This is a genomic window from Bradyrhizobium sp. Ses1, assembly GCF_059512365.1.
Genome location: NZ_JCAMOQ010000033.1, coordinates 51,163 through 72,066, shown reverse-complemented (window position 1 = coordinate 72,066; position 20,904 = coordinate 51,163). Strand labels below are relative to the sequence as shown.

At 64.8% G+C, this 20,904-nt stretch carries 16 protein-coding genes; 1 reads left to right on the top strand and 15 read right to left on the bottom strand.

Annotated elements, in window-relative coordinates:
• The first annotated feature begins 2 nt into the window (after window positions 1–2).
• Window positions 3–785 carry an alpha/beta fold hydrolase gene (locus AC5ZG5_RS29985; protein WP_456644021.1) on the top strand — a complete coding sequence of 261 codons (783 nt, stop codon included), beginning with the start codon at window positions 3–5 and terminating at the stop codon, window positions 783–785.
• Between the two features lie 324 nt (window positions 786–1,109).
• Here AC5ZG5_RS29985 and AC5ZG5_RS29980 read toward each other — a convergent pair whose 3' ends face one another.
• The 15 genes from AC5ZG5_RS29980 to AC5ZG5_RS29910 form a co-directional block, all read right to left on the bottom strand.
• Window positions 1,110–2,129 carry a S1C family serine protease gene (locus tag AC5ZG5_RS29980; protein WP_456644020.1) on the bottom strand — a complete coding sequence of 340 codons (1,020 nt, stop codon included), beginning with the start codon at window positions 2,127–2,129 and terminating at the stop codon, window positions 1,110–1,112.
• A gap of 223 nt (window positions 2,130–2,352) precedes the next feature.
• Complete coding sequence (locus tag AC5ZG5_RS29975; RefSeq protein WP_456644019.1) at window positions 2,353–2,799, bottom strand: gluconate 2-dehydrogenase subunit 3 family protein; 447 nt, start codon at window positions 2,797–2,799, stop codon at window positions 2,353–2,355.
• A gap of 7 nt (window positions 2,800–2,806) precedes the next feature.
• A complete protein-coding gene (locus AC5ZG5_RS29970) occupies window positions 2,807–4,405 on the bottom strand; it encodes a GMC family oxidoreductase (protein WP_456644018.1) in 1,599 nt (532 codons plus the stop codon).
• A 159-nt stretch (window positions 4,406–4,564) separates the two neighbouring features.
• Window positions 4,565–4,882, bottom strand: a complete 318-nt coding sequence (locus AC5ZG5_RS29965) for a hypothetical protein (protein WP_456644017.1) — start codon at window positions 4,880–4,882, stop codon at window positions 4,565–4,567.
• A gap of 264 nt (window positions 4,883–5,146) precedes the next feature.
• Window positions 5,147–8,458 (bottom strand): carboxyl transferase domain-containing protein, encoded by a 3,312-nt coding sequence (locus AC5ZG5_RS29960; protein WP_456644016.1) that lies wholly within the window; start codon window positions 8,456–8,458, stop codon window positions 5,147–5,149.
• A gap of 212 nt (window positions 8,459–8,670) precedes the next feature.
• On the bottom strand, window positions 8,671–9,555 hold the full coding sequence (locus AC5ZG5_RS29955) for an ABC transporter permease (protein ID WP_456644015.1): 885 nt from the start codon (window positions 9,553–9,555) through the stop codon (window positions 8,671–8,673).
• Entirely contained in the window at window positions 9,552–10,508 is a 957-nt protein-coding gene (locus tag AC5ZG5_RS29950; RefSeq protein WP_456644014.1) for an ABC transporter permease, read from the bottom strand. The genes AC5ZG5_RS29955 and AC5ZG5_RS29950 overlap by 4 nt, the downstream gene beginning before the upstream one ends.
• Before the next feature lie 5 nt (window positions 10,509–10,513).
• Window positions 10,514–12,061 carry an ABC transporter substrate-binding protein gene (locus AC5ZG5_RS29945; protein ID WP_456644013.1) on the bottom strand — a complete coding sequence of 516 codons (1,548 nt, stop codon included), beginning with the start codon at window positions 12,059–12,061 and terminating at the stop codon, window positions 10,514–10,516.
• Between the two features lie 24 nt (window positions 12,062–12,085).
• The gene (locus tag AC5ZG5_RS29940) at window positions 12,086–13,087 is read right to left on the bottom strand and encodes an ABC transporter ATP-binding protein (RefSeq protein WP_456644012.1); all 1,002 of its coding nucleotides are present in this window, start codon (window positions 13,085–13,087) and stop codon (window positions 12,086–12,088) included.
• The gene (locus AC5ZG5_RS29935; RefSeq protein WP_456644011.1) at window positions 13,087–14,166 is read right to left on the bottom strand and encodes an ABC transporter ATP-binding protein; all 1,080 of its coding nucleotides are present in this window, start codon (window positions 14,164–14,166) and stop codon (window positions 13,087–13,089) included. The genes AC5ZG5_RS29940 and AC5ZG5_RS29935 overlap by 1 nt, the downstream gene beginning before the upstream one ends.
• A complete protein-coding gene (locus AC5ZG5_RS29930; RefSeq protein WP_456644010.1) occupies window positions 14,166–16,592 on the bottom strand; it encodes a CaiB/BaiF CoA transferase family protein in 2,427 nt (808 codons plus the stop codon). The genes AC5ZG5_RS29935 and AC5ZG5_RS29930 overlap by 1 nt, the downstream gene beginning before the upstream one ends.
• Before the next feature lie 140 nt (window positions 16,593–16,732).
• Window positions 16,733–18,172: an amidohydrolase family protein gene (locus tag AC5ZG5_RS29925; RefSeq protein WP_456644009.1), complete on the bottom strand. Its 1,440-nt coding sequence runs from the start codon at window positions 18,170–18,172 to the stop codon at window positions 16,733–16,735.
• A gap of 14 nt (window positions 18,173–18,186) precedes the next feature.
• Window positions 18,187–19,212 (bottom strand): ABC transporter substrate-binding protein, encoded by a 1,026-nt coding sequence (locus tag AC5ZG5_RS29920; protein WP_456644008.1) that lies wholly within the window; start codon window positions 19,210–19,212, stop codon window positions 18,187–18,189.
• Between the two features lie 36 nt (window positions 19,213–19,248).
• Window positions 19,249–20,025, bottom strand: coding sequence for an ABC transporter permease (locus AC5ZG5_RS29915; RefSeq protein WP_456644007.1), 777 nt, complete (start codon window positions 20,023–20,025; stop codon window positions 19,249–19,251).
• Between the two features lies 1 nt (window position 20,026).
• Window positions 20,027–20,884, bottom strand: a complete 858-nt coding sequence (locus tag AC5ZG5_RS29910) for an ABC transporter ATP-binding protein (RefSeq protein ID WP_456644006.1) — start codon at window positions 20,882–20,884, stop codon at window positions 20,027–20,029.
• Window positions 20,885–20,904 lie beyond the last annotated feature (20 nt).

The window sequence follows — 20,904 nt, the reverse complement described above, 5'->3', positions numbered from 1 at the left end:
CCATGCAGCTTTCGGTGAACGGGATTGAGACTTTCGTGGTAACTGGCGGAAAGCCGTTCGATCCATCGTTGCCCACGGTCATGATGATCCACGGCGCGGGCTTTGACAGCTCCACCTGGGCGCTGCACAGCCGCTGGTTCGCGCATCACGGCTATTCGGTGCTGGCGCCGGATCTGCCCGGCCACGGCCGCTCGTCCGGCAAGCCCTTGCCGACGATTGCGGCGATGGCGGACTGGATCGCGGCGCTGTTGCATGCGGCCGGCGCCTCGAAGGCGAAGCTGATCGGACACTCCATGGGTTCGCTGATCGCGCTGGAGACCGCGGCGCGGCATCCGGACAAAGTGTCGGCACTGAGCCTGATCGGAACGGCGGCGACGATGACGGTTGGGCCTGATCTGTTGAAGGCGGCGGAGGCCAACGATCCCGCCGCGATCGACATGGTCTCGATCTGGGGCCTCGGCTTCAAGGCCGAGCTCGGCGGCTCGCTCGCGCCGGGATTATGGATGCACCACGGCGCACAACGCGTGCTGCAGCGCGCGCGACCGGGCGTGCTCTACAACGATCTGAACGCCTGCAATTCATACCAGAATGCGCTGGCCGCGGCGGCGCAGATCAAGGTGCCGGTGACGTTCATCCTCGGCGAGCGCGATCTGATGACTCCAGCAAAAGCCGGCAAGACGCTGGCGGCCGCAACGCCAAACGCGCGCACCGTGGTGCTGGCCGGTGCCGGCCACATGATGATGGTCGAGCAGCCCGACGAACTGCTGGCGGCGCTGCGGACGTAGTTCATCCCTTCTCCCCTTGTGGGAGAAGGTGGCGCGAAGCGCCGGATGAGGGGTTCTCGCCACACGCTCCTGTGCTCGCGGAGAGAACCCCTCACCCAATCGAGTTCGCTGCCGGCAGCCGAGCTGCCCTCTCCCGCAAGGGGCGGGGGCACATCAATTGGCAACTCCAGGGCTGCGATGGTCTGGCAACGGGCTGCTGGTGACGCTGAAGCACTGACATTGTACTCGTCATTGCCGGGCTTGACCCGGCAATCCATCCCTTCGCAAGAACACTTTTCTTGATGGATGCGCGGGTCAAGCCCGCGCATGACGAGCTGAGAACGACTACCTCGCCGGCTTGCGTTCGATCGGGTGGATGTCGATCGCGCGCAACCGACCCAGGCGCAGCACGTCCATGGCCAGCGTGCGGTCGATGCGGTCGCGGTCGAGGGCGCGGATCAGGTCGTCGACGCCGTTGATATCGATGCCGTCGAGCTTGATCACGACGTCGCCGGGCAGAAGGCCCGCTTTCGACGCCGGGCTATCCGGCTCGATCTGCGCGAGCAGCGCGCCCATCTTGTTCTCGACGCCGGCGAGCACGGCATGGCGCCGCGGGATCGGCGCGGTCTGGCCGGCGACGCCGATGAAGGCGCGGCGGACATAGCCGTGGCGGATGATCTCCGACAGCACGAACTGCGCGGTGTTGCTCGCGACCGCAAAGCAGATGCCCTGCGCGCCGTTGATGATCGCGGTGTTGATGCCGATCACCTGCGAATTCGACGACACCAGCGGGCCGCCGGAATTGCCGGGGTTGAGCGCGGCATCGGTCTGGATCACGTCCTCGATCGTGCGCCCGCTGACCGAGCGGATCGAGCGCCCGAGCGCCGACACCACGCCGGCGGTGACCGTCGATTCAAAGCCGAGCGGATTGCCGATCGCGACCACGAGCTGGCCGCGCCGGAGTTGCTTGGAATCGCCGAGCGAGGCGTAAGGCAGGTCGCGCGCGCCATCGGCCCGCAACAATGCGAGATCGGTGTCGGGATCGACGCCGAGCACGTGCGCGTCCGTGACGAAGCCCTCGGTGTCGCGCAGGCGGATCTCTTTCGACGAGCCGACCACGTGGCTGTTGGTCAGCACGAGGCCGTCGGGCGAGATGACGATGCCTGAACCGAGCCCGCCGCGCTCACGCGGCGTTCGCACTTTCGGCCCGGTCTCGACGCGCACCACCGCGGGGCCGACGCGTTCGGTCACGTCGATCACGGCGTTGGAATAGGCATCGAGCAACGCCCGGTCGTCGGCCGGGGTAGCTTCGGTCGTTCGCGGTGACAGCGCGTCACCGGCGTTATTTGAGGTGATATCCAACATGGTGAGGGTTCCTTCGGCTCATTCAAATGGGAGCCTGGTTCCTCCTGCGCAAGGTGCCCGTGCCGGGCTCAGACCTGCCCAAACGGCTAGGGCGCCGGAGCTCTCTCCGCTCGGTCGGGACGTAGCCCGGGTGAAGCGCCAGCGTAACCCGGGACCCGTCGTAGCCGCGGATATGGAATATCCCGGGTTACGCGTTCCGCTCCACCCGGGCTACGACTTCCTGCTAGGGCGCTCGCCGCAAGCTGCCCCCGTGCGCCCTGACGGGATCAAGCAATGACCAGTCGCCCTGCTCCAGCGTGTGGCCCTTCGGGAAGGGGGCGCGGAGCTCGTATCCGAGCGAGCGCAGCACGCGGTCATCGCGGTAGTAGCATTGCAGGACCACGCGAACGAGCGTTGCCGCAGGGACTCCGCCGGTCGCGCGGAATTGCTTCGCGACCTGATCGCGCTGCGCCGTGTCAAGCTCGGCAAGCGGCTTGCCGGCGAGACGCGCGAGATGGTCGAGCGCCGCGCGCACCGGTTCGGTGTCGCGGCCGAGCGTTGCGAGGATATCGGCCTGGATGGCCCGATCGTCGGCGCCGGGCACCTTGTACTCGGCACTCTCGGGAATGATCATCGCCGCGATCGTCCTGAGATCGTCGCGCTGGGTTTGGGTGAGCGTTTCGGCTGACATCGCTTCCTCAATCGAACAAATTGGCAAGGCGCTGCTTCATCTGGTCGGCGATGTAGAGCGCGATCGCCTGGATGGTCGAGGTCGGGTTGACGCCGCCTGAGGTGACGAAGACGCTGCCGTCGACGATGAACAGGTTCTTCACGTCATGCGACCGGCCCCACTCGTTGACAACGGAGCGCGCAGGATCGGTGCCCATCCGCGCGGTGCCGAGCAGATGCCAGCCGCCCCAGGGGATCGGACTATTGGTGCAGATATCGGTCGCGCCGGCGGCCTCGAGAATCTCGCGGCCGCGCGCCAGCCCATGCTCCATCATCTTCCGGCTGTTCTCGCTGATCGTGTAATCGATCTTCGGGGCGGGAATGCCGTGGCTGTCCTTCAACACGGGATCGAGCGTGACACGGTTGTGCTCCTCGGGGAGATCCTCGCAGATCGCAGAGACCGCGAGGCGGTGGCCGTTGAGCCTGCGGAAGACGCGGTGATGGTCCGCCCCCCACGGCAGAATGCCCTTCTGCTCGCTCGCGACGGCCTCGAACACCGGCCCTGCGCCGCGGCCGAACTGGATGCCGTAACCGCGGACGAAGCCGCGCGAGAGGTCGGTGTCGTAGAACTCCTTGCTCCACAGGCAAGTCGGCGGCGCGCGGTTGCTGTCGGTCGGCTCCTTCACGAAACCGTAGATCTGCGCATAGGGATGGAACATCAGGTTCTTGCCGACCAGGCCTGATGAATTGGCGAGGCCGTTCGGAAAGCGGCCGGAGACGGAGTTCAAGAGCAGCCGTGGCGTGCCGACGCCGTTGCAGGCGATGATGACGACCTCCGCCGGCTGAAACTGCTCGACGCCGTCCTTGTCGTAATAGACGACGCCGGAGGCCATGCCGTGCTCGTTGGTCAGGATCTCACGCACGCGGCAATGCGTCTTGATTTCGACGCCGGCGCGGATCGCATGCGGCCAATACGTGATGTCGGTCGAGGCTTTCGCGCCTTGCGCGCAGGCCGGTGTGCAATGGCCGAGATTGATGCAGCGCGCCCTGCCCTCGTAGTCCATTGTCGCGACCGTGGTATCCGACGGCCACCAGTGCCAGCCAAGCTTGTTCATGGCCTTGCCGATCAACGGACCGGAAAGTCCGAGCGGCTGCGGCGGCATCGGCGGGTGCGTCAATGGCGAAAGCGGATCGCCTGACAGGCCCGATACGCCCATCATCCGGTCGTTCTCTTCGAAGAACGGAGTGAGTGCGTCGTAGTCGATCGGCCAGTCATCGGCGACGCCGTCGAGTGTCTTCACCTTGAAATCGGACGGATGCAATCGCGGCCAATGCGCCGTGTACATCACGGTCGAGCCGCCGACGGCGTTGAAGTTGACGACCTTGATCGGCGAGTTGTCGTCGTTGATGGGATAATCCTCGGGCCGCCCGCGGACATTCGGGCTGGTCGACCAGTCGCCATAGAACTTGGCTTCCCAGTCCCGCCCGGTGCTTGGATAGTCCGCGGGATTCATCCAGCCGCCCTGCTCCAGGCAGAGGATGTGCATTTTCGTCTCGGCCAGCGACCACGCCACCGCGGCGCCGGATGCGCCGGCGCCGATGATCAGGACGTCAACGGAATCGTTCATTTGGGGTTTCCCCTGGAATTATTTGTCCGTCATTGCGAGCGAAGCGAAGCAATCCACGCCTCAGCGGGCGGACAGATGGATTGCCTCGCTACGCTCGCAATGACGGCGCGTTGTTGGCTAGACGATAGGGGAAAACCGGATGCGGAGTAAAGCGGCAGGTCATTGCACGCGCGGCACGATCATCACGTCGAGCCCGCGGATTTCGTCCGGCGTTGCGGATCGCGTCATCGCGCCCGGCGCTTCCACCAGCACTTGCACCCGCAGGCGCTTGTTGACCACGTTCCTCGACTGAACGGGGAAGCTTTCGGAACGGGTGTCATTCGGACCCGGCACGCCGTAGGTCATAATCGAGCCGATCACGTCGCCTTGCTCGGTCTTCACAACAAGGCGCGCGCCGAACGGCAACGGACCGGTTACGACCTTGAGCCGGACTGCCTCCTTGGGGCCGGGATCGCGCGGCGCTAATAGCTCGGTCATCCTCCGGTCCTGCGCGGTGGCTATGCCAGCACCAGCGAGGGTTGCGAGAATAAGGGCGATAGAAACTCTGTGTCGCATGTCGGGCCTTGGCAGGAGAACGCTGCTTCGGATTGCACTCCGTCTTTTGGGCGCGATCATGGTCGGGCACGATCTTTCGTAGGATGGGTAGAGCGAAAGCGAAACCCATCACCCGCGTCGATGGCGATCGAAGCTGATGGGTTTCGCTTTCGCTCTACCCATCCTACAAACTCTACAAACTCAAACCTACCACGCATCGATACAGGGGCGCTTGCGGTGGGTGCGCGGCGCGGGTTTCGGCACCGAGCGCAGACCTGACATGATCCAGTGGCGGGTTTGCGCGGGATCGATCACCTCGTCGATCTCGAGCACGGAGGCGATCGAGACCGCCTTGCCGTTGGCATAGAGCTCGGCCACCTTGGCCTGGTAATATTTTTCGCGTTCGACCGGATCCTCGATCGCTTCCATCTCCTTGCGGAAGCCGAGCCGCACATAGCCTTCCAGGCCCATGCCGCCGAACTCGCCGGTCGGCCAGGCCACCGTGAAGAACGACGCGTGAAAGCCGCCGCCGATCATAGATTGCGCGCCGAGGCCATAGCCCTTGCGCAGCACGATGCCGAACAGCGGCACGGTGAGACTCGCGCCGGTGACGAACATGCGCGAGACGTGACGCACGATCGCGGTCTTTTCGGCTTCCGGCCCGACCATGAAGCCGGGCGTGTCGCAGAGCGAGATGATCGGGATGTCGAAGGCGTCGCAGAGCTGCATGAAGCGCGCGGCCTTGTCGCCGGCGGGCGCATCGATCGCGCCGCCGAGATGTTTCGGATTGTTGGCGATCAGGCCGAACGGCTTGCCTTCGATGCGGATGAAGGCGGTGATCATGCCGACGCCGAAGTCGCGGCGGATTTCGAGCACCGAGCCCTCGTCGGCGAGGAGATCGATCACCTTGCGGATGTCGTAGACGCGCAACCGGTTCTCCGGGATCGCGCGGCGGAGCAGCCGCTGGTCCGGCGCCTTCCAGTCGCCGGTCGCGCCCTGGAAGTAGGACAGGTATTTTTTCGCGGCGACGGTCGCCTCCGCCTCATCCTCCACGAGGATGTCGATGACGCCGTTCGGCGCCTGGAACGACACCGGACCGACCTCGGCCGGATGATAGACGCCGAGGCCGCCGCCTTCGATCATCGCCGGGCCGCCCATGCCGATCGAGGCGTTCTTCGTCGCGATGATGACATCGCAGCAGCCGAGCATGGCGGCGTTGCCGGCAAAACAATAGCCGGAGACCACGCCGATAACAGGCACGAGGCCGGAGAGCCGCGCGAACTGCACGAAGGATGGACCATCGAGCCCGGTCATGCCGAGCCGGTCGGTATCACCCGGGCGCCCGCCGCCACCTTCGGCGTAGAACACCAGCGGCAATCGCCACTGCTCGGTCAGCGTGAGCATGCGGTCGATCTTCTTGTGGTTCATATGGCCCTGCGTGCCCGCGAGCACGGTGTAGTCGTAGGCGATCACCATGCAGCGCGCGGCTTCCCCGCCGAATTTATCAGCATTCACGGTGGCGATGCCGGTGATCAGGCCGTCGGCCGGCGTGTTGCGAATGAGATCGTCGACCTTGCGCCGGCGGCGCTGCGCGGCGATGGCGAGCGAGCCGTATTCGACAAACGAGCCCTCATCGACGAGATGGGCGACGTTCTCGCGCGCGGTGCGCTGGTTGGTCTTACGCCGGCGCTCGACGGAAGCTGGCCGGTTCTCATCCAGCGTGATCGCGTGGCGGGCGATCACCTCGGCGAGATCGGGACGGATGTAGTCGAGATCGATCTCCGCTTCCTCGGCGACATGGTGGCTGTCGATCTCGGCAGGCTCGATGAACAGAATCGCCTCGCCATGCATCAGCGTGACGCCGACGCCACCGGCGATCTTCGTCACCCTGCCACCATGCGGCGCGGTGACGAGATGCTCCATCTTCATGGATTCGAGCACTGCGATCTGCTGGCCGGGACGGACGAGATCGCCCGCGGCGACATCGATTGCAACGATGGTGCCCTGCAGTGGTGCCGGGACGGCGACGGAGCCTTCCGGGCCTGCCTCGCCCGTCGACTGTCCGACCGACGCAGCAGCGCCGCCGTTGACCTCAACCAGCACCGGCTCATCGGCTTCCTTCGCCGCGGCGACCAGCGAGCCGGCATGCGCATCGATGAAATTGGTGCTGACCCGGTTGGCGGCAAAATCCGGATGCGCGAGGATCGCGCCGAGGAACGGGATGTTGGTGGCGACGCCGCCGATGCGGAATTCGCGCAGGGTGCGGAGCGCTTTCTGAACGACGTCGGCCCAATTCGCGTTCGGCGAATGCACGATCACCTTCGCGAGCAGGGAATCGAAGGCGGCGCTGGTCTTGTACCCCGTATAACCAAAGGTATCGACCCGCACGCCCGGGCCGGACGGCAGGTCGAACACCGACAACGTCCCACCGGTCGGTTTGGTCTCGCCCTTCTCGTTCATCACTTCCATGTTGACGCGGAGCTGCATCGCAAAGCCGCGCGGCGACGGGATCGCTGCCTGCGCCAGACCGAGCGAGGCCAGCGTCGCGCCCGAGGCGACGGCAAGTTGCGCCTTGACGAGATCGATGCCGAGCACCTCCTCAGTGACGGTGTGCTCGACCTGCAATCGCGGATTGGCCTCGATGAAGGCGAAGGCGCCCTCGCCTTCACGTGCCTCGTCGTCAACGAGGAATTCGAAGGTGCCAAGATTGTCGTAGCGCGCGGCGGCTGCCAGCTTCTTCGCGGCTTCGATGATGCGCGAGCGCTGGGCCTCGCTCAGCGACGGGCTTGGCGCCACCTCGATGAGTTTCTGGTTGCGCCGCTGGATCGTGCATTCGCGCTCCCACAAATGGCTGATCTGACCGGAGCGGTCGCCGATGATCTGCACCTCGATATGACGCGCTTTTCGGATCAGCCGCTCGACATAGACGCCGTCGTTGCCGAAGGCGGCCTTGGCCTCGGACTGGCAGCGCGCATAGGCCTGTTCCAGCTTGGCGGCGTCATCGACGATGCGCATGCCGCGCCCACCGCCGCCGGCAATCGCCTTGACCATGACGGCGCCGCCGGGGCCGAGCGAGGCGAAGAAGGCCTTGGCTTCCTCCAGGCTGGTCGGGCCGCTGGTGCCTGATATGATCGGCACGCTGCAGCTTTTCGCCAGCGCTTTGGCTTTCGCCTTGTCGCCGAACAGTTCCAGCGCCTCCGGCGACGGTCCGACAAAGGTGATCCCCTCCGCAGCGCAGCGCCGCGCCAGCGCCGCGTTCTCGCTGAGGAAACCATAGCCGGGATGCAGCGCATCGCATTTCGCAGCCTTGGCGGCGCCGATCACCGCTTCGATATCGAGATAGGCGCGCGCGCCGCGGCCCGGAATCTCGTGCGCCTCGTCCGCCGCGCGGACATGCCGCGACGTCGCATCATCGGCCGGATAGATCGCGACGGTGGCGATGCCGCTTTCGCCTGCCGCGCGGGCGATACGGATGGCGACCTCGCCGCGATTGGCGATCAGCAATTTCTTGAAGGACATGAACGTTTCCGTGAAAACTCTAGATCAGGCCGCGAGCTTCCACCTCTCCCCGACGGGGAGAGGTCGGCGCGCAGCGCCGGGTGAGGGGCAGCAGGTCCCACGAGAAAGCGTATCCCCTCACCCGGATCGCATCTCGCGATGCGATCCGACCTCTCCCCGCTGGGGAGAGGTGGGGTACCTTCGACGAGGCACCAACGCAGTGCAATCATGCTCTATCGATCCTTCATGGTCGGATCGAGCACGATGCGCAAGGACTCTCCGAGCGCGTTGAAGGCCAGCGAGACCACCAGAATGGCGAGCCCGGGTGCGTACATCTGCTCCGGCGCGATCTCCATATATTGGTAGGCGCGCGCCAGCATCGCGCCCCAGCTCGGGTTCGGCGGCTGGATGCCGAGACCGAGGAAGCTGAGGCTTGCTTCCGCCAGCAGCGCCGCGGCCAGCAGCAATGTCACCTGCACGATGACGGGCTGCAGCGTGTTCGGCAGCACGTGCCGCCACAGGATATGCCAGGCCGGTGCGCCGAAACATCTGGAGGCATCGACATACAGCTCCTGCCGCACCACCAGCGTCCGCGCCCGGACGATGCGGGCGAGCGCCGGAAACATCACGATGCCGACCGCGATCATGCCGTTGGTGAGCCCGATGCCAAGCGCGCCGGTGACTGCAATCGCCAGCACGATTGCCGGGAACGACAGGAACGTATCGATGATGCGGCTGATGATGTCGTCGGTCCAGCCGCCGAAGAAGCCGGCGACCAGCCCGACCGGCAGGCCGATGGCAACTGCGACGCACACCGCCAGCACGCTGGCATAGACGGTCGCCGGCGCGCCATAGATCAGGCGGCTGAAGATGTCGCGGCCGAGATCGTCGGTGCCGAGCAGATGCGCCGGGCCCGGCGGCGCCAGCATGTTGTTGACGTCCTGCGCGGTCGGAGAATAGGGCGCGATCCACGGCGCGCCGATCGCGACGATGACGAGCGCCAGCAGCACGAGGATCGCAAGCGCGGCCCGCAGATCTCCGGCCAGCCAGCGCAGGAAACGCCGCATCCGGGTCGGCTTGGCAGGCAGTCGCGCAGAGGCCAGCGCGAGGTCGGTCATTGCTCGATCCTCGGATCAATGGCGGCGCAGAGCAGATCGGTGATCAGGTTGACCAGGATCACCACGATCACCATGGTGAACACGACGCCCTGCACGATCGGGAAATCCCGCTGGATCGCGCCGCGCACGATCAGGCTGCCGAGACCGGGAATGGCGAACACCGCTTCGATGACGACGGTCGCGGCCAGCATCCGGTTCACGAGCAGGCTGATGATGGTGAAGAGGTTGACGCTGACGTTCTTCAGCCCGTGCTGCCAGAGGATGCGGCTCATCGACAATCCCTTGGCGTGCAGCGTCCGCACATATTGCGACGATAGCACTTCCAGCAGCGAGCCGCGGAGCTGGCGCGCCACTTCGGCCATGCCATAGGCCGCGATCGCAATCCCCGGCAACAACGCGTGCCTGATCGCCTCGATTGGCGAGACGGTGAAGGATTTGGCGCCAGTCGCCGGCAGCCAGTTGAGCCTAAGCGAGATTTCGGCGACCAGGATCATCGCGAGCCAGAAGCCGGGAATGGCGACGCCAAGCGAGGCGATCATACTGACGGCCTTGTCGACCCAGCCATTGGGCTTGATCGCCGCAATCACGCCCATCGGAATGCCGGTCAAGAGCGCGAGGATCAGCGCGATCACCACGATCAGAAGCGTGTTCGGAAAGACGCGGCCGATCGAGGTCGCGACCTGCTCGCCCGTCAGGAGAGATTGCGAGAGGTCGCCCTGGACGACATTCCCAAGCCAAACGCCATATTGCACCAGGAACGGACGGTCGAGCCCATAGATGCTGCGGATCTCGGCAATACGCGCATCCGAGGCGTTGTCGCCCGCGAGCGTCACCGCGATGTCGCCCGGCACGAGCTTGAGCAGCGCGAACACCATGAAGGTCGCGAGCACGATCACGGGCAGCGCCTGCAACAGGCGGCTGCCGACAACCCTGACCGGACTGCGTCGCGCCATGTTCCTCAGCTCTCCAGCCAGACGTCGTCGTATTTCGGCTTGCCGAGAAGGTTCGGGCGATAGCCCTGCACCTTGTTGTTCATCGCGACCAGCTCGAACTGGAAGGCGAGCGGCGCGACGAAGGCGTTCTCCATCACCAGCCGCTGCACGGTGGCAAAGGCCTTGCGGCGCTGCTCGATGTCTTCCGATGCCCGCGATTCCTTAATCGCGGCCTCGAGTTCCGGCGGCACCGGCGCGCGGCCGGCATTGTAATAGGCATCCTTGGTGAACATCAGCGAATAGGTCAGGCTCGGATCCGGCCGCCCGGTCCATGCCGACAGCAGGCCGGAGCCTCGCTTTTCGCTGGCGAAGAAGGCGGCGGATGCTTCCGCAATCGGCGCGTTCGAGAACCGTGCGGTCATGCCCGCCTTGCGGAGCTGCTCGATCAGGATTTCCTGGCGCTGCACCGAGTCCTGGTCAGGATAGCCGAGGAGATCGAGCGTGAGACCATCCTTGAAACCGGCTTCCGCCATCAGCTTGCGCGCTTTGTCGGGATCGTAGGGGTAGAGCCCGGCGACCGATTTATCGTAGGCCCAATGTGCCTTCGGCAGGTTCATGTAGGCGGGCTCCGCCAGCCCGGCAAGCGCCGCCTTCACGAAGGACTCGCGATCGATCGCGAAGTTGAGGGCCTGGCGGACCTTTGGATTGTCGAAGGGCGGCTTGGCCCAGTTCAGGAAGATCTGGATGACATAAAGCGTCGGACCGTGGACGACTTTGACGCTGCTGGCGCGATCGAGGATCGCCTTCTGCCGCGGCGGCAATTGGTAGATCAGATCGTTCTGTCCGGCAGTGACAGAGCGCGCGCCAGTGGTCAGTTCCGGGATGATCGAAAACTCGATGCCGTCGGGCAGAGGACGGTTCGGCTTCCAGTATTTCTCGTTGCGCTTGACGACGATGCGCTCGCCATCCGCCCAGCTCACGAAGACATAGGCCCCGGCGCCGACCGGCTTGCGCGCGACGGTGCCGCCTTCGGCCGCCTTCAGCGCTGATGGCGAGACCATCATGCCGGCGCGGTCGGAGAGGATGAGGGGCAGCGCGGTGTCGGGCGTGCTCAGCTTCAGCGTGACCTGCGTCGGACTGGTGACCTCGACCGAAGCCACGGAAGCAAGATCGGCCTTGATGTTGGACTTCTGGTCGCTCTTGTTGCGCTCAAGGTTGAACTTCACGGCTTCCGCATCGAGCGGCGTGCCATCGTGAAACGTGACGCCGGTACGGATGTTGAGCACCAAAGTGTTCGGATCTATGAACTTCCAGCTCTCGGCAAGGCCGGGCTTGGGCGCCAGCGTCTCGAAATCCCACTCAATCAGGGTGTCGTACATCGTGAACAGAAAGGCGTGATCGGAGCCAGCGCCGCCAGTGGCCGGATCGAGGCTCGAAGGATTGGCGGGCGCCGAGATGCGCAAGGTGCCACCCCGCTTCGGGGCAACATCCGCCCACGCACGGCCACCGAGCGTCACGCCGGCTATCGCCGCCGATGTCAGCGCGATAGCCTCGCGTCGCGTCATCTCTGTCATGTCGTCTCCTCCCGGCAATTCTTGTTAGTTTGGTGCAAAGTTTGGATGTTCGGCGAAATGGCAGGCAACCCAGTGCTCCGGGTGAAGCTCGCGCCACTCCGGCGTCTTCTCGGCGCAGAGCGGCTGCGCGTGGGCACAGCGGGTGCGGAAGCGGCAGCCCGAGGGCGGATCGATCGGGCTCGGAATCTCGCCCTGCAGCATGATGCGGCTGCCCTCGCGCAAGTGTGACGGCAATGGTCGCGGCTCGGCCGACAAAAGCGCCTGCGTATAGGGATGCAGCGGATGCTCGGAGACGCGCTCGGTCGGCCCAAGTTCGACGAAGCGGCCGAGATACATCACGGCGATACGCTCGCTGATGTGGGAGACCACCGCGAGATCGTGGGTGATGAAGACATAGGTGAGACCGAGCTCACGCTGCAGGTCGGCGAAGAGATTGAGCACATCGCCCCGAATGGACATATCCAGCGCGGCCACCACCTCGTCGCAGACGATCAGCTTCGGTTTCAGCGTCAAGGCGCGGGCGATCACCACGCGCTGCTTCTGGCCGCCGGAAAGCTGGTGTGGATAGCGCTCGCCGACGTCCTGTGGCAGGCCGACCCGATCAAGCGCCTCTCTCGCCTGCCACTCGCGCTCAGCACCGGTGCCGACGCGTGCAAGCTCGAGCGGTTCCAGCACTGACGAGAGGATGGTCATGCGCGGATTGAGCGCCGCATTCGGATCCTGGAAGATGATCTGGTAGTCGCGGCGGTGGCTTTGAAATCTCTTCCGCGGCAGCGCCAGCGGATCGATCCCCTCATGCCGGATGGCGCCCGCGCTCGGCTTGAGCAGGAATACCAGCGCGCGGCCGATCGTGGTCTTGCCTGAGCCGGATTCACCGATGATCCCAAAGGTCTCGCCGCGGCGGACGTCGAAGTTGACGCCGTCAACCGCCTTCACCGTGGCGCGGCGATCGCTGGTCTGAAACCGCACTTCGAGATCGCGCACCGAGACGATGGTGTCCTGCCTGATATCGGGGGCAAGCGGCATCACTGCGTCCCGGCCATCGCGGCGATCGGCACTGACGCCGCGTGCTGCAGCGCGCCCGGCAGATCGAGCTCGCGGAAGCGCCAGCAGCGCACCTTGCGGCCGCCTCCCGCATCGCGCAGTTCCTGCTCAGCCTCGCAGCCCTGCACCGCATGGGCGCAGCGCGCGCGAAAGCGGCAGCCGTTCGGCATGTCGACGATCGAGGGCACACGGCCCGGGATCGACGGCAGCCGGCCGTGGCGCGGGCTCAGGTGCGGCAGCGAGCGCAACAGGCCCGAGGTGTAGGGATGCAGCGGCCGCACCAGCGCGTCGTCGACCGGGGCCTCCTCGATCACCTCGCCTGCATACATCGTGATCATCCGCGTGCAGGTCTCGGCGACCACGCCGAGATCGTGGGTGATCAGCATCAAGGCGGTGTTCGAGGTCTCGCTGAGCTCGCGGAGCAGCTCCAAAATCTGCGCCTGCACGGTGACGTCGAGCGCTGTGGTCGGCTCGTCCGCGATCAGAAGCTGCGGGCCGCAGATCAGGGCGGCTGCGATCATCACGCGCTGGCGCATGCCGCCGGAAAGCTGATGCGGATAGTCGTCGATCCGCCGCTCGGGCGAGGCGATGCCGACCCGGCGCAGCATCTCGAGTGTCTTCGCCCTCGCCTCTTCCTTGCCGGCGCCGGTATGAACGCGCAGCGTCTCGGCAATCTGGTGGCCGACGGTGAAGACGGGATCGAGCGCGCTCATCGGCTCCTGGAAGATCATGGCGATCCGACGTCCGCGGATCGCGCGCATCGCCCGCGCGCTGCAGGAGACGAGGTCTGTGCCGTCGAACAGGATCGAGCCGTCGAGGCCGGCGAGATTGCCCGGCAACAGCCGCAGGATCGAAAGGCCGGTGATGGTCTTGCCGCAGCCGCTCTCGCCGACGATGCCGACGCGCTCGCCGGGCGCGATATCGAAATCGATCTTGCGCGTCGCCTGCCAGACGCCGAGCGAGGTCTTGAAGCGGATGCCGAGGCCGCGCACCGACATCAGCGGCGGCGCGCTACCGGCCGCGGTTTCCGATCGGGACTGTTGTCGTGCAGCCGCGGCCATCAACCCGCCGCCTGCTTCTTCTTCACGAGTTCTTCTTCCATCAGCATCTCGGTTCCGATGATGCCGTCGCGCTCAAGCTGCTCGATTTCGGCCTCCGACAGGCCGAGCATGCCGGAAAAAATCTCGTGGTTGTGCTCGCCCAGCGTCGGCGGTATCCGCCGGATTGGGAACGGGTGCGCGCCTTCACGAAACGGCATCGACGGCTGCGGATGCTTTCCGATGAAAGCGCGATTGACCTCCTGGATGAAGCCGCGCGCCTGAAGCTGTGGGTCACGCAGGAGATCGATCGGCAGCCGCGCCACGCCGGCGGTAACGCCTGCGGTCTGCAGCAGGTTCATCGCCTCTTCCGCATCGCGTCCGGCGGTCCAGGCCGCGATGGCCGCTTCGATCTCGCTTTCGATCCGTCGCCGGTCGGCGGCAGTCTTCAGCGTTTCGTCACTGGCCCAGTCGGCGCGTCCGAGCAGTGTTGCGAGCCTCAGCCACATCGCGTCGCTGGACGCGGCAATCACGATCCAGTTGTCTTCGCCCGCACAGCGGAAGCAGCCATGCGGCACGAAGTCCGGGTGACGACTGCCGTATTTGATCGGCGGTTTTCCGTCGATCGACTGCGCGATGATCCAGGGCGCGGCGAACGGCATCATGCACTCGATCTGCGCAAGGTCGATGAACTGGCCCTTGCCAGTCAGCTTCGCATGGATCAGTGCGGTGAGCACTGCGGCGCAACCGTTGAGGCCGCCGACGGCGTCGCCAAAGGCGGTGTGGCTCATGACCGGCGGCCCGCCGGCATCGCCGACCACGCTCGGCAGCCCCGAGCCTTGCTCCAGGGTGGAGCCATAGGCGCGGCAATCGCGATGGACGCTGCCCGCGCCGAAGGCCGACATCGACATCATCACGAGCTTCGGGTTCAGCTTGCTGAGCACGTCATAGCCGAGCCCGAGTTTCGGCAGCACCTCGACCGAGTAATTGTCGACGACGAGGTCCGCATCCGCGAGCAACCGTTTGGCAAGACTGAGCCCTTGCGGCCGGGTCAGGTCGAGCGTGATGGCGCGCTTGTTGCGGTTCATGATGCAATAGCGCACCGACTTCTCGTACATCTTCTCCAGTACATAGGCCGGCCGCCGGTCGACGCCGCGCCACCAGTCCGGATACTGGATCGCCTCGATCTTGATGACGTCGGCGCCGAGATCGGCGAGCGTTCGGGTGCAGATCGGGCCGGCCCAGCCCATCGAGAAGTCGATCACGCGGACGCCTTCGAGCGGCAAGCGGTTCGGCCCGCTCCGCTCCGGCAGCGGCACACGCGGCGGCGTCTCGATCTGTTGCTGTTCGCCGATGGCGGGAACCTTGCCGCCGCGGCGCGGCGGCGTGCCGGTCAACCGCTGCATGCAGCCGGCGGAAAATCCGCGCTCCTCGCCGATGGTGACGGGAACGATCGCGCCGCGCGCCCGCTTCTCCCCGTCGGCGATCAGCTCGGCGACTTCAGGCACCGGCACGATCGGGATTTTGCGCTTCAGCCCTTCGGCAAGCCATTCCTGTGCGGTGCGCTGCTTCAGCCGCGGCAGGAATTTGGCTTCGATCGCCTCGACATGCTGCAATCGATCGACGCCGAGGAACAGCTTTGGATCGTCGCGCAGCTCGAGCAATCCCAGCATCTCGCAGAACGAGCGCCATTGCGCCGGTGTCACCGTTGTGACGCCGAGCCAGCCCTGCTTGGTTTCGTAGATTCCGACCGGAAAGGTCGGCCAGAAGCGGTTGACGCCGATCCGCCGCATGATATCGCCGCGGGAAAACGACTCGAACATGATGTATTCGGTCACGGCGATGGTGGATTCGAAGATGCTCAGGCGGCTCGCGCGCCCGCGCCCGTCCTGCATCCGGCCGAGCACCGAGGATGACGCAGCGATAAAGCCCCACAGCCCGGCGAGAATGCCGGTCTGGAAATCCGGCGCGTGCATCGGCGGCCCTTCGGTCGGCCCCACCAATTTGATCAGCCCGGTCAGCGCGCGAATGGTCGAATCGGTTGCGGCAAAGCTGGCGTAAGGACCGACATCGCCGAACCAGTCAGCTTCGAGATGGATCAGGCCGGGATGCTTCTCCTTGATGGCGGCGAGATCCACGGGCGGACAATCGGACGCATCGATATCGCGGCCGTCGAGCAGGATATCGCAGGACTCGATGAGTTCCGTCAGGCGGGACGACGCGCTGGCATCCCAGCGATCGAACACGACGCTCGACTTGTTGAAGTTGAGGAACGCGAACCAGGCGCTCTCTCCTTTCGGAGTTAACGGCGCCGCGCGGCGAAGCGGATCGCCCGCTGGAGGCTCTACCTTCTGCACGGTGGCGCCGAAATCGGCGAACAAACGCGCGCAATAGCTGATCGCAGCCGCGCTCCCGATCTCGATAATCCGCAGATGCGACAACGCGCCCATCACGTTTCCTTAAGACCCCGCATGGCCAGCGCCAACGACGCACCGGCTCATTTTTTGTTGCGACCATCAAACCTTGCGGGCGCGATGATGCAAGCGGAAAATTCTCCCGCGTTGCGGAATTCGCTTTGACGTGCTTGCGTTTAGCGGCAGTCGAATTGCGCTTCGAACCAATTTTCGAGCGAAGTCGAAAGCGGTTGCCACATGCGCTGGAAGTGCGAGAGTTTTGCAGCACTGCTGCGATAGATCGCGCGCAACTCCTGTTCAATCGCAGGAAGATCGACGCCGATGACATGGCCTTCGCTGACGATCGTGCGTCCATCGACAACGACTTGCTTGAACAGCGACGCATTGCCGCGCGCGAACAAGAGATCGAGCGGGTCGACCAGCAGGATCTGGTCGCCGTCGAGCCGATCGAGATCAAGTGTGACGAAATCGGCCGGCGCGCCCGGCGAAAGCTCGCCGCTACCCGGCGCGCCGGTCGCGCGGCGGCCGTTGCGGATCGCGAGCGCGAAGAACTCGGCCGGCGTCCAGGTCCGCTTGAATCCGACGCCGCCGTGCATCATCTGCACCAGCCGCATCTCGCGTAGCACGTCGTCGTCCTCATCGAGCGCGAGCCCGTCCACGCCAACCGCGACCGCGCAGCCGCATTTGTGCGCGGCGGCGATCGGCGCAAGGCCGGAACGCAGATGCATGTTGGAACTGAAATTGGTGACAATGCGCGCCCCGGAGGCCGCGATCATGTCCAGCTCGTCAGGTCGCGCATGGATGCAATGCGCGAGCGTCAGGCGGTCGGAGAGAAAGCCGATGTCGCGCAGATAGCGGACGACGCCATCAGGAAAGTTCTGGTCCGCCCAGGCGCGCTGATAGATCGTTTCCAGCAGATGCATGTGAATGCGGCGGCCGGTCAGCGCGGAATTTTCGGCGACGGCCTCCAGCAACGGTTTGGAACACCACTGCACGCCGGCGGGGCCAAGCTGCACGTCGATCTTTGGGCCTGCAATCGCCGCGGCGATGGCGTCGGTCAGTTCGATATAGGCCTTCGGCGACATCGGCGCGCGGACGAACAGGTCCTTGATCGTCTTGCGATCGTCGCCGGATAGATTTGATAGCACCAGCTCGGCATCGCCATAGACAACCGGATTCTGGTCGCGCACCGCGATCGCAAAGGCGATGCGGATACCGACGTCGGAAGCGGCGCGCGCGATCTCTTTGGCTTCCTCCACCAGCGGCATGGTTCCGCTCGGGCGGGTGTAATGCACCATCATCGCAGCGCAGCCGGCGCGCGCCGAGCGTGCCAGCGCGGAGGCCGCAGTGAGATAGGGATCGACCGGCGAGCCCAGTGCGGAGCGCAGCAGCCAGCTCTCCAGGGGCATGCCGAGCGCGCCGAAGGACGATGCGGTCGGCCGTGCATGATCATGGGCGTTGACGAAAGCAGGAAGCACGAAGGAGCGCGGCCCCGCCGGCGGCGCTCCCCGGTCGATGGAGGTGATGATGCCGTTGTCGTGCCGGAGCACGACGTCGTTGAGCACGCCGCGGTCACGACCGGCGAATAGGCTATGTGCCGGGACTTCGTTCGCCATGACCGCAGATTATCTCAGTTAGTGGTGTAGACCAACTCCCGCTCCGCCCGCGGCGGCAGGAACTCGCGGCTAAAGATTTCGGACGGCGTCGGCGTGCGGGTGAGCTGATAGCCTTCGACGATGATGCCGATGGCGCGGGCCATGCGGTCATCCTTGACGTCGCCGACGCCGATCTCCTTCATCTCCGGCGAGACGATCAGCTTGTCGAAGGAATATTGCAGGCGGCGCTTCTCGACGTCGACATTGATCAAATTGTCGAAATTCACCGCGGCCTTCATGCCGGCGTTCTGGTCTTTTGCCACTGCGATCAGGCCCTTGTTGATGGCACGGACGAGGCCGGCGACGGCCTTCGGATTGGACGCGAGCAATTTGCGCGAGACCATCACGCCGTTGGAATAGAGATCCATTCCGTAATCGCCGAACGAGAACCACTTGAAGTCCTTCTCGGGATCCTGGCGGTTCAGCACCAGGTTGAAATAGCTGGTGATGTTGAAGACGAGCGCGGCGTCGATGTCGCCCTTGATCAGCATCGGCTCCTGCAGGTTCGGCGCCATGTTGGAGATCTTGATCTTCTCGCCATCGAGCCCGTTCTTGTGCACGAACACCGGCAGCAGCCGCGTGGTCGGCGTGCCCTGCGCGCCGCCGAGCGTGTGACCTTCGAAATCCTTGATGGTGTTGATGCCGCTCGATTTCTTGGCGACGATCGCGAACGGCGGCTGGTTCCAGATCATGTAGACCATCACAGGCGCGTCCTGCGGCTTGGTCGAAGCATTCTGGATGATGGCATTGACGTCGCCGAAGCCGGCGTCATAGGCGCCGGACATGATGCGTGTCACGGTCGCGCCCGAGCCTTCGCCCTGATCGATGACGACGTTGAGGCCTTCCTCTTTGAAGAAGCCATGGTCCTTGGCGTAGAAGAAGGCGGCGTCGGAGCCTTGGGTCTTCCAGCCGAGCGTGAACTTGATCGTGGTTTCCTCGGCCGCCGCTGGCCCTGTTAACAGGATTAGTCCCAACAGCGCGGCGCTCACTTTCCTTGACATGACGACCTCATGAATGATGGTTGATAAAACTCTTTCTCAGGTGGCAATCGCGTCGTTCTTGCGCGTGGCCCAGCCGGTGACCTGGCCTTCGATCAGCGAGAACACGACGTAGAGCGCGACGCCGAGGCCGGCGAGCACGAACAGGCCGGCGAACACCAGCGGCACGTTGAAATTGGAGGATGCGGTCATCATCACATTGCCGATGCCGCGATTGGAGGCGACGGTCTCCGAGAGCACCGCGCCGACAAAGGCGTAGGAAATCGCGACCTTCAGCGAGGCGAAGAAGAACGGCATCGTTCGCGGCAGACCGACATTCCAGAGGATGTCGAATTTGCTGGCGCCAAGCGCCTTCAAGACGTCCTCGAGTTCGGGTTCGGTGGTGGCAAGCCCGGTGGCGATGTTGACGACGATCGGGAAGAAGCAGATCGACAGCGCGGTGAGAACCGCCGGCACCGTGCCGGAGCCGAACCAGAGCACGAAGATCGGTACCACCGCTACCTTCGGGATCGAGGAGAAGCCGATCAATAGCGGATAGGCCGTGTCATAGGCAGTCTTCGAGACGCCGATGAAGGCGCCGAGCACGACACCGAGCGCCACACCCAATACGAAGCCGAACATCGTGGTCGCGAGCGTCTGGACGATGTGCGGCCACAGCACCGGAAAGCGCTCGAACAGTGTCACGAAGACCTGCGACGGACGCGGCAGCACGAGATCGGACATGCCGGTCATCAGGCAGAACAGTTCCCAGGCGACGAAGAACAGCACGATCAGCGCCGCCGACCACGCCTTCTGCCTGATATCGAGTGCTGTCATCTCAGACCGCTCCTTCCTGCACTGCACTGCGCGCGTCAACGATCATCGCGCGCAGCTTCTGGTTCAGCGCGACGAAATCAGGCTCGAAGGTCATCGCCACCGTGCGCGGCCGCGCAAAGCCGACATGGCCGTCGTCGAGGATGCGGCCGGGCCGCGCGCTCATCACGCAGATGCGGCTGGCGAGAAAGCCGGCCTCGCGCAGATCGTGGGTGACCAGCAGCACCGTCGGCTTGTGCGTCATCCAGAGCCCCTGCAGGATCGACCACAATTCCTCGCGCGTGAACTGGTCGAGCGCGCCGAACGGCTCGTCGAGCAGCAAGAGGCGCGGCTCATGGATCAGCGCGCGGCAGAGGTTGGCGCGCTGGAGCATGCCGCCGGATAGCTGCCAGGGAAAGCGGCCACCAAAACCTTTCAGGCCAACCTGCTCCAACAGCGCGTTGGCCTTGTCGCGGAATTCGCTCTTGCGGAGTCTTCGGAACTGCGAGCGGAACGGCTCAACGATCTTGAGCGGCAGCATGATGTTCCGCTCGATCGTCATCCACGGCAGCATGGTCGGATTCTGGAAGGCCATGCCGACCCGCATCGCACGCGCCGCCACCTCGCGGCCGCCGACGATGACGACGCCCGTAGTCGGCTGCACCAGGCCGCTGACCAACCGCAGGATCGTCGATTTGCCACAGCCGGACGGACCGACCAGCGCGACGAACTCGCCGTCCGCGATCCGCAGTGTCGTTGTCGATAACGCCGGCACTGCACGCGCGCCACGGCCGAACGTCACGGAGGCGTCGGATAGTTCAATGGCAATCGGCGCGCTTCCGGAAGGAACCGGCTCGCCGGAGAATTCGGAATTTGCTTGCATGCGCATCACGGCAGAAAGTG

What these genes read in the sequence shown, in the direction of transcription:
- AC5ZG5_RS29965 (WP_456644017.1), bottom strand. Translation starts at nt 4,882, where the DNA reads ATGACCGAGCTATTAGCGCCGCGCGATCCCGGCCCCAAGGAGGCAGTC.
- AC5ZG5_RS29950 (WP_456644014.1), bottom strand. Translation starts at nt 10,508, where the DNA reads ATGGCGCGACGCAGTCCGGTCAGGGTTGTCGGCAGCCGCCTGTTGCAG.
- AC5ZG5_RS29955 (WP_456644015.1), bottom strand. Translation starts at nt 9,555, where the DNA reads ATGACCGACCTCGCGCTGGCCTCTGCGCGACTGCCTGCCAAGCCGACC.
- AC5ZG5_RS29980 (WP_456644020.1), bottom strand. Translation starts at nt 2,129, where the DNA reads ATGTTGGATATCACCTCAAATAACGCCGGTGACGCGCTGTCACCGCGA.
- AC5ZG5_RS29920 (WP_456644008.1), bottom strand. Translation starts at nt 19,212, where the DNA reads ATGTCAAGGAAAGTGAGCGCCGCGCTGTTGGGACTAATCCTGTTAACA.
- AC5ZG5_RS29925 (WP_456644009.1), bottom strand. Translation starts at nt 18,172, where the DNA reads ATGGCGAACGAAGTCCCGGCACATAGCCTATTCGCCGGTCGTGACCGC.
- AC5ZG5_RS29915 (WP_456644007.1), bottom strand. Translation starts at nt 20,025, where the DNA reads ATGACAGCACTCGATATCAGGCAGAAGGCGTGGTCGGCGGCGCTGATC.
- AC5ZG5_RS29970 (WP_456644018.1), bottom strand. Translation starts at nt 4,405, where the DNA reads ATGAACGATTCCGTTGACGTCCTGATCATCGGCGCCGGCGCATCCGGC.
- AC5ZG5_RS29910 (WP_456644006.1), bottom strand. Translation starts at nt 20,884, where the DNA reads ATGCAAGCAAATTCCGAATTCTCCGGCGAGCCGGTTCCTTCCGGAAGC.
- AC5ZG5_RS29985 (WP_456644021.1), top strand. Translation starts at nt 3, where the DNA reads ATGCAGCTTTCGGTGAACGGGATTGAGACTTTCGTGGTAACTGGCGGA.
- AC5ZG5_RS29940 (WP_456644012.1), bottom strand. Translation starts at nt 13,087, where the DNA reads ATGCCGCTTGCCCCCGATATCAGGCAGGACACCATCGTCTCGGTGCGC.
- AC5ZG5_RS29975 (WP_456644019.1), bottom strand. Translation starts at nt 2,799, where the DNA reads ATGTCAGCCGAAACGCTCACCCAAACCCAGCGCGACGATCTCAGGACG.
- AC5ZG5_RS29945 (WP_456644013.1), bottom strand. Translation starts at nt 12,061, where the DNA reads ATGACAGAGATGACGCGACGCGAGGCTATCGCGCTGACATCGGCGGCG.
- AC5ZG5_RS29930 (WP_456644010.1), bottom strand. Translation starts at nt 16,592, where the DNA reads ATGGGCGCGTTGTCGCATCTGCGGATTATCGAGATCGGGAGCGCGGCT.
- AC5ZG5_RS29960 (WP_456644016.1), bottom strand. Translation starts at nt 8,458, where the DNA reads ATGTCCTTCAAGAAATTGCTGATCGCCAATCGCGGCGAGGTCGCCATC.
- AC5ZG5_RS29935 (WP_456644011.1), bottom strand. Translation starts at nt 14,166, where the DNA reads ATGGCCGCGGCTGCACGACAACAGTCCCGATCGGAAACCGCGGCCGGT.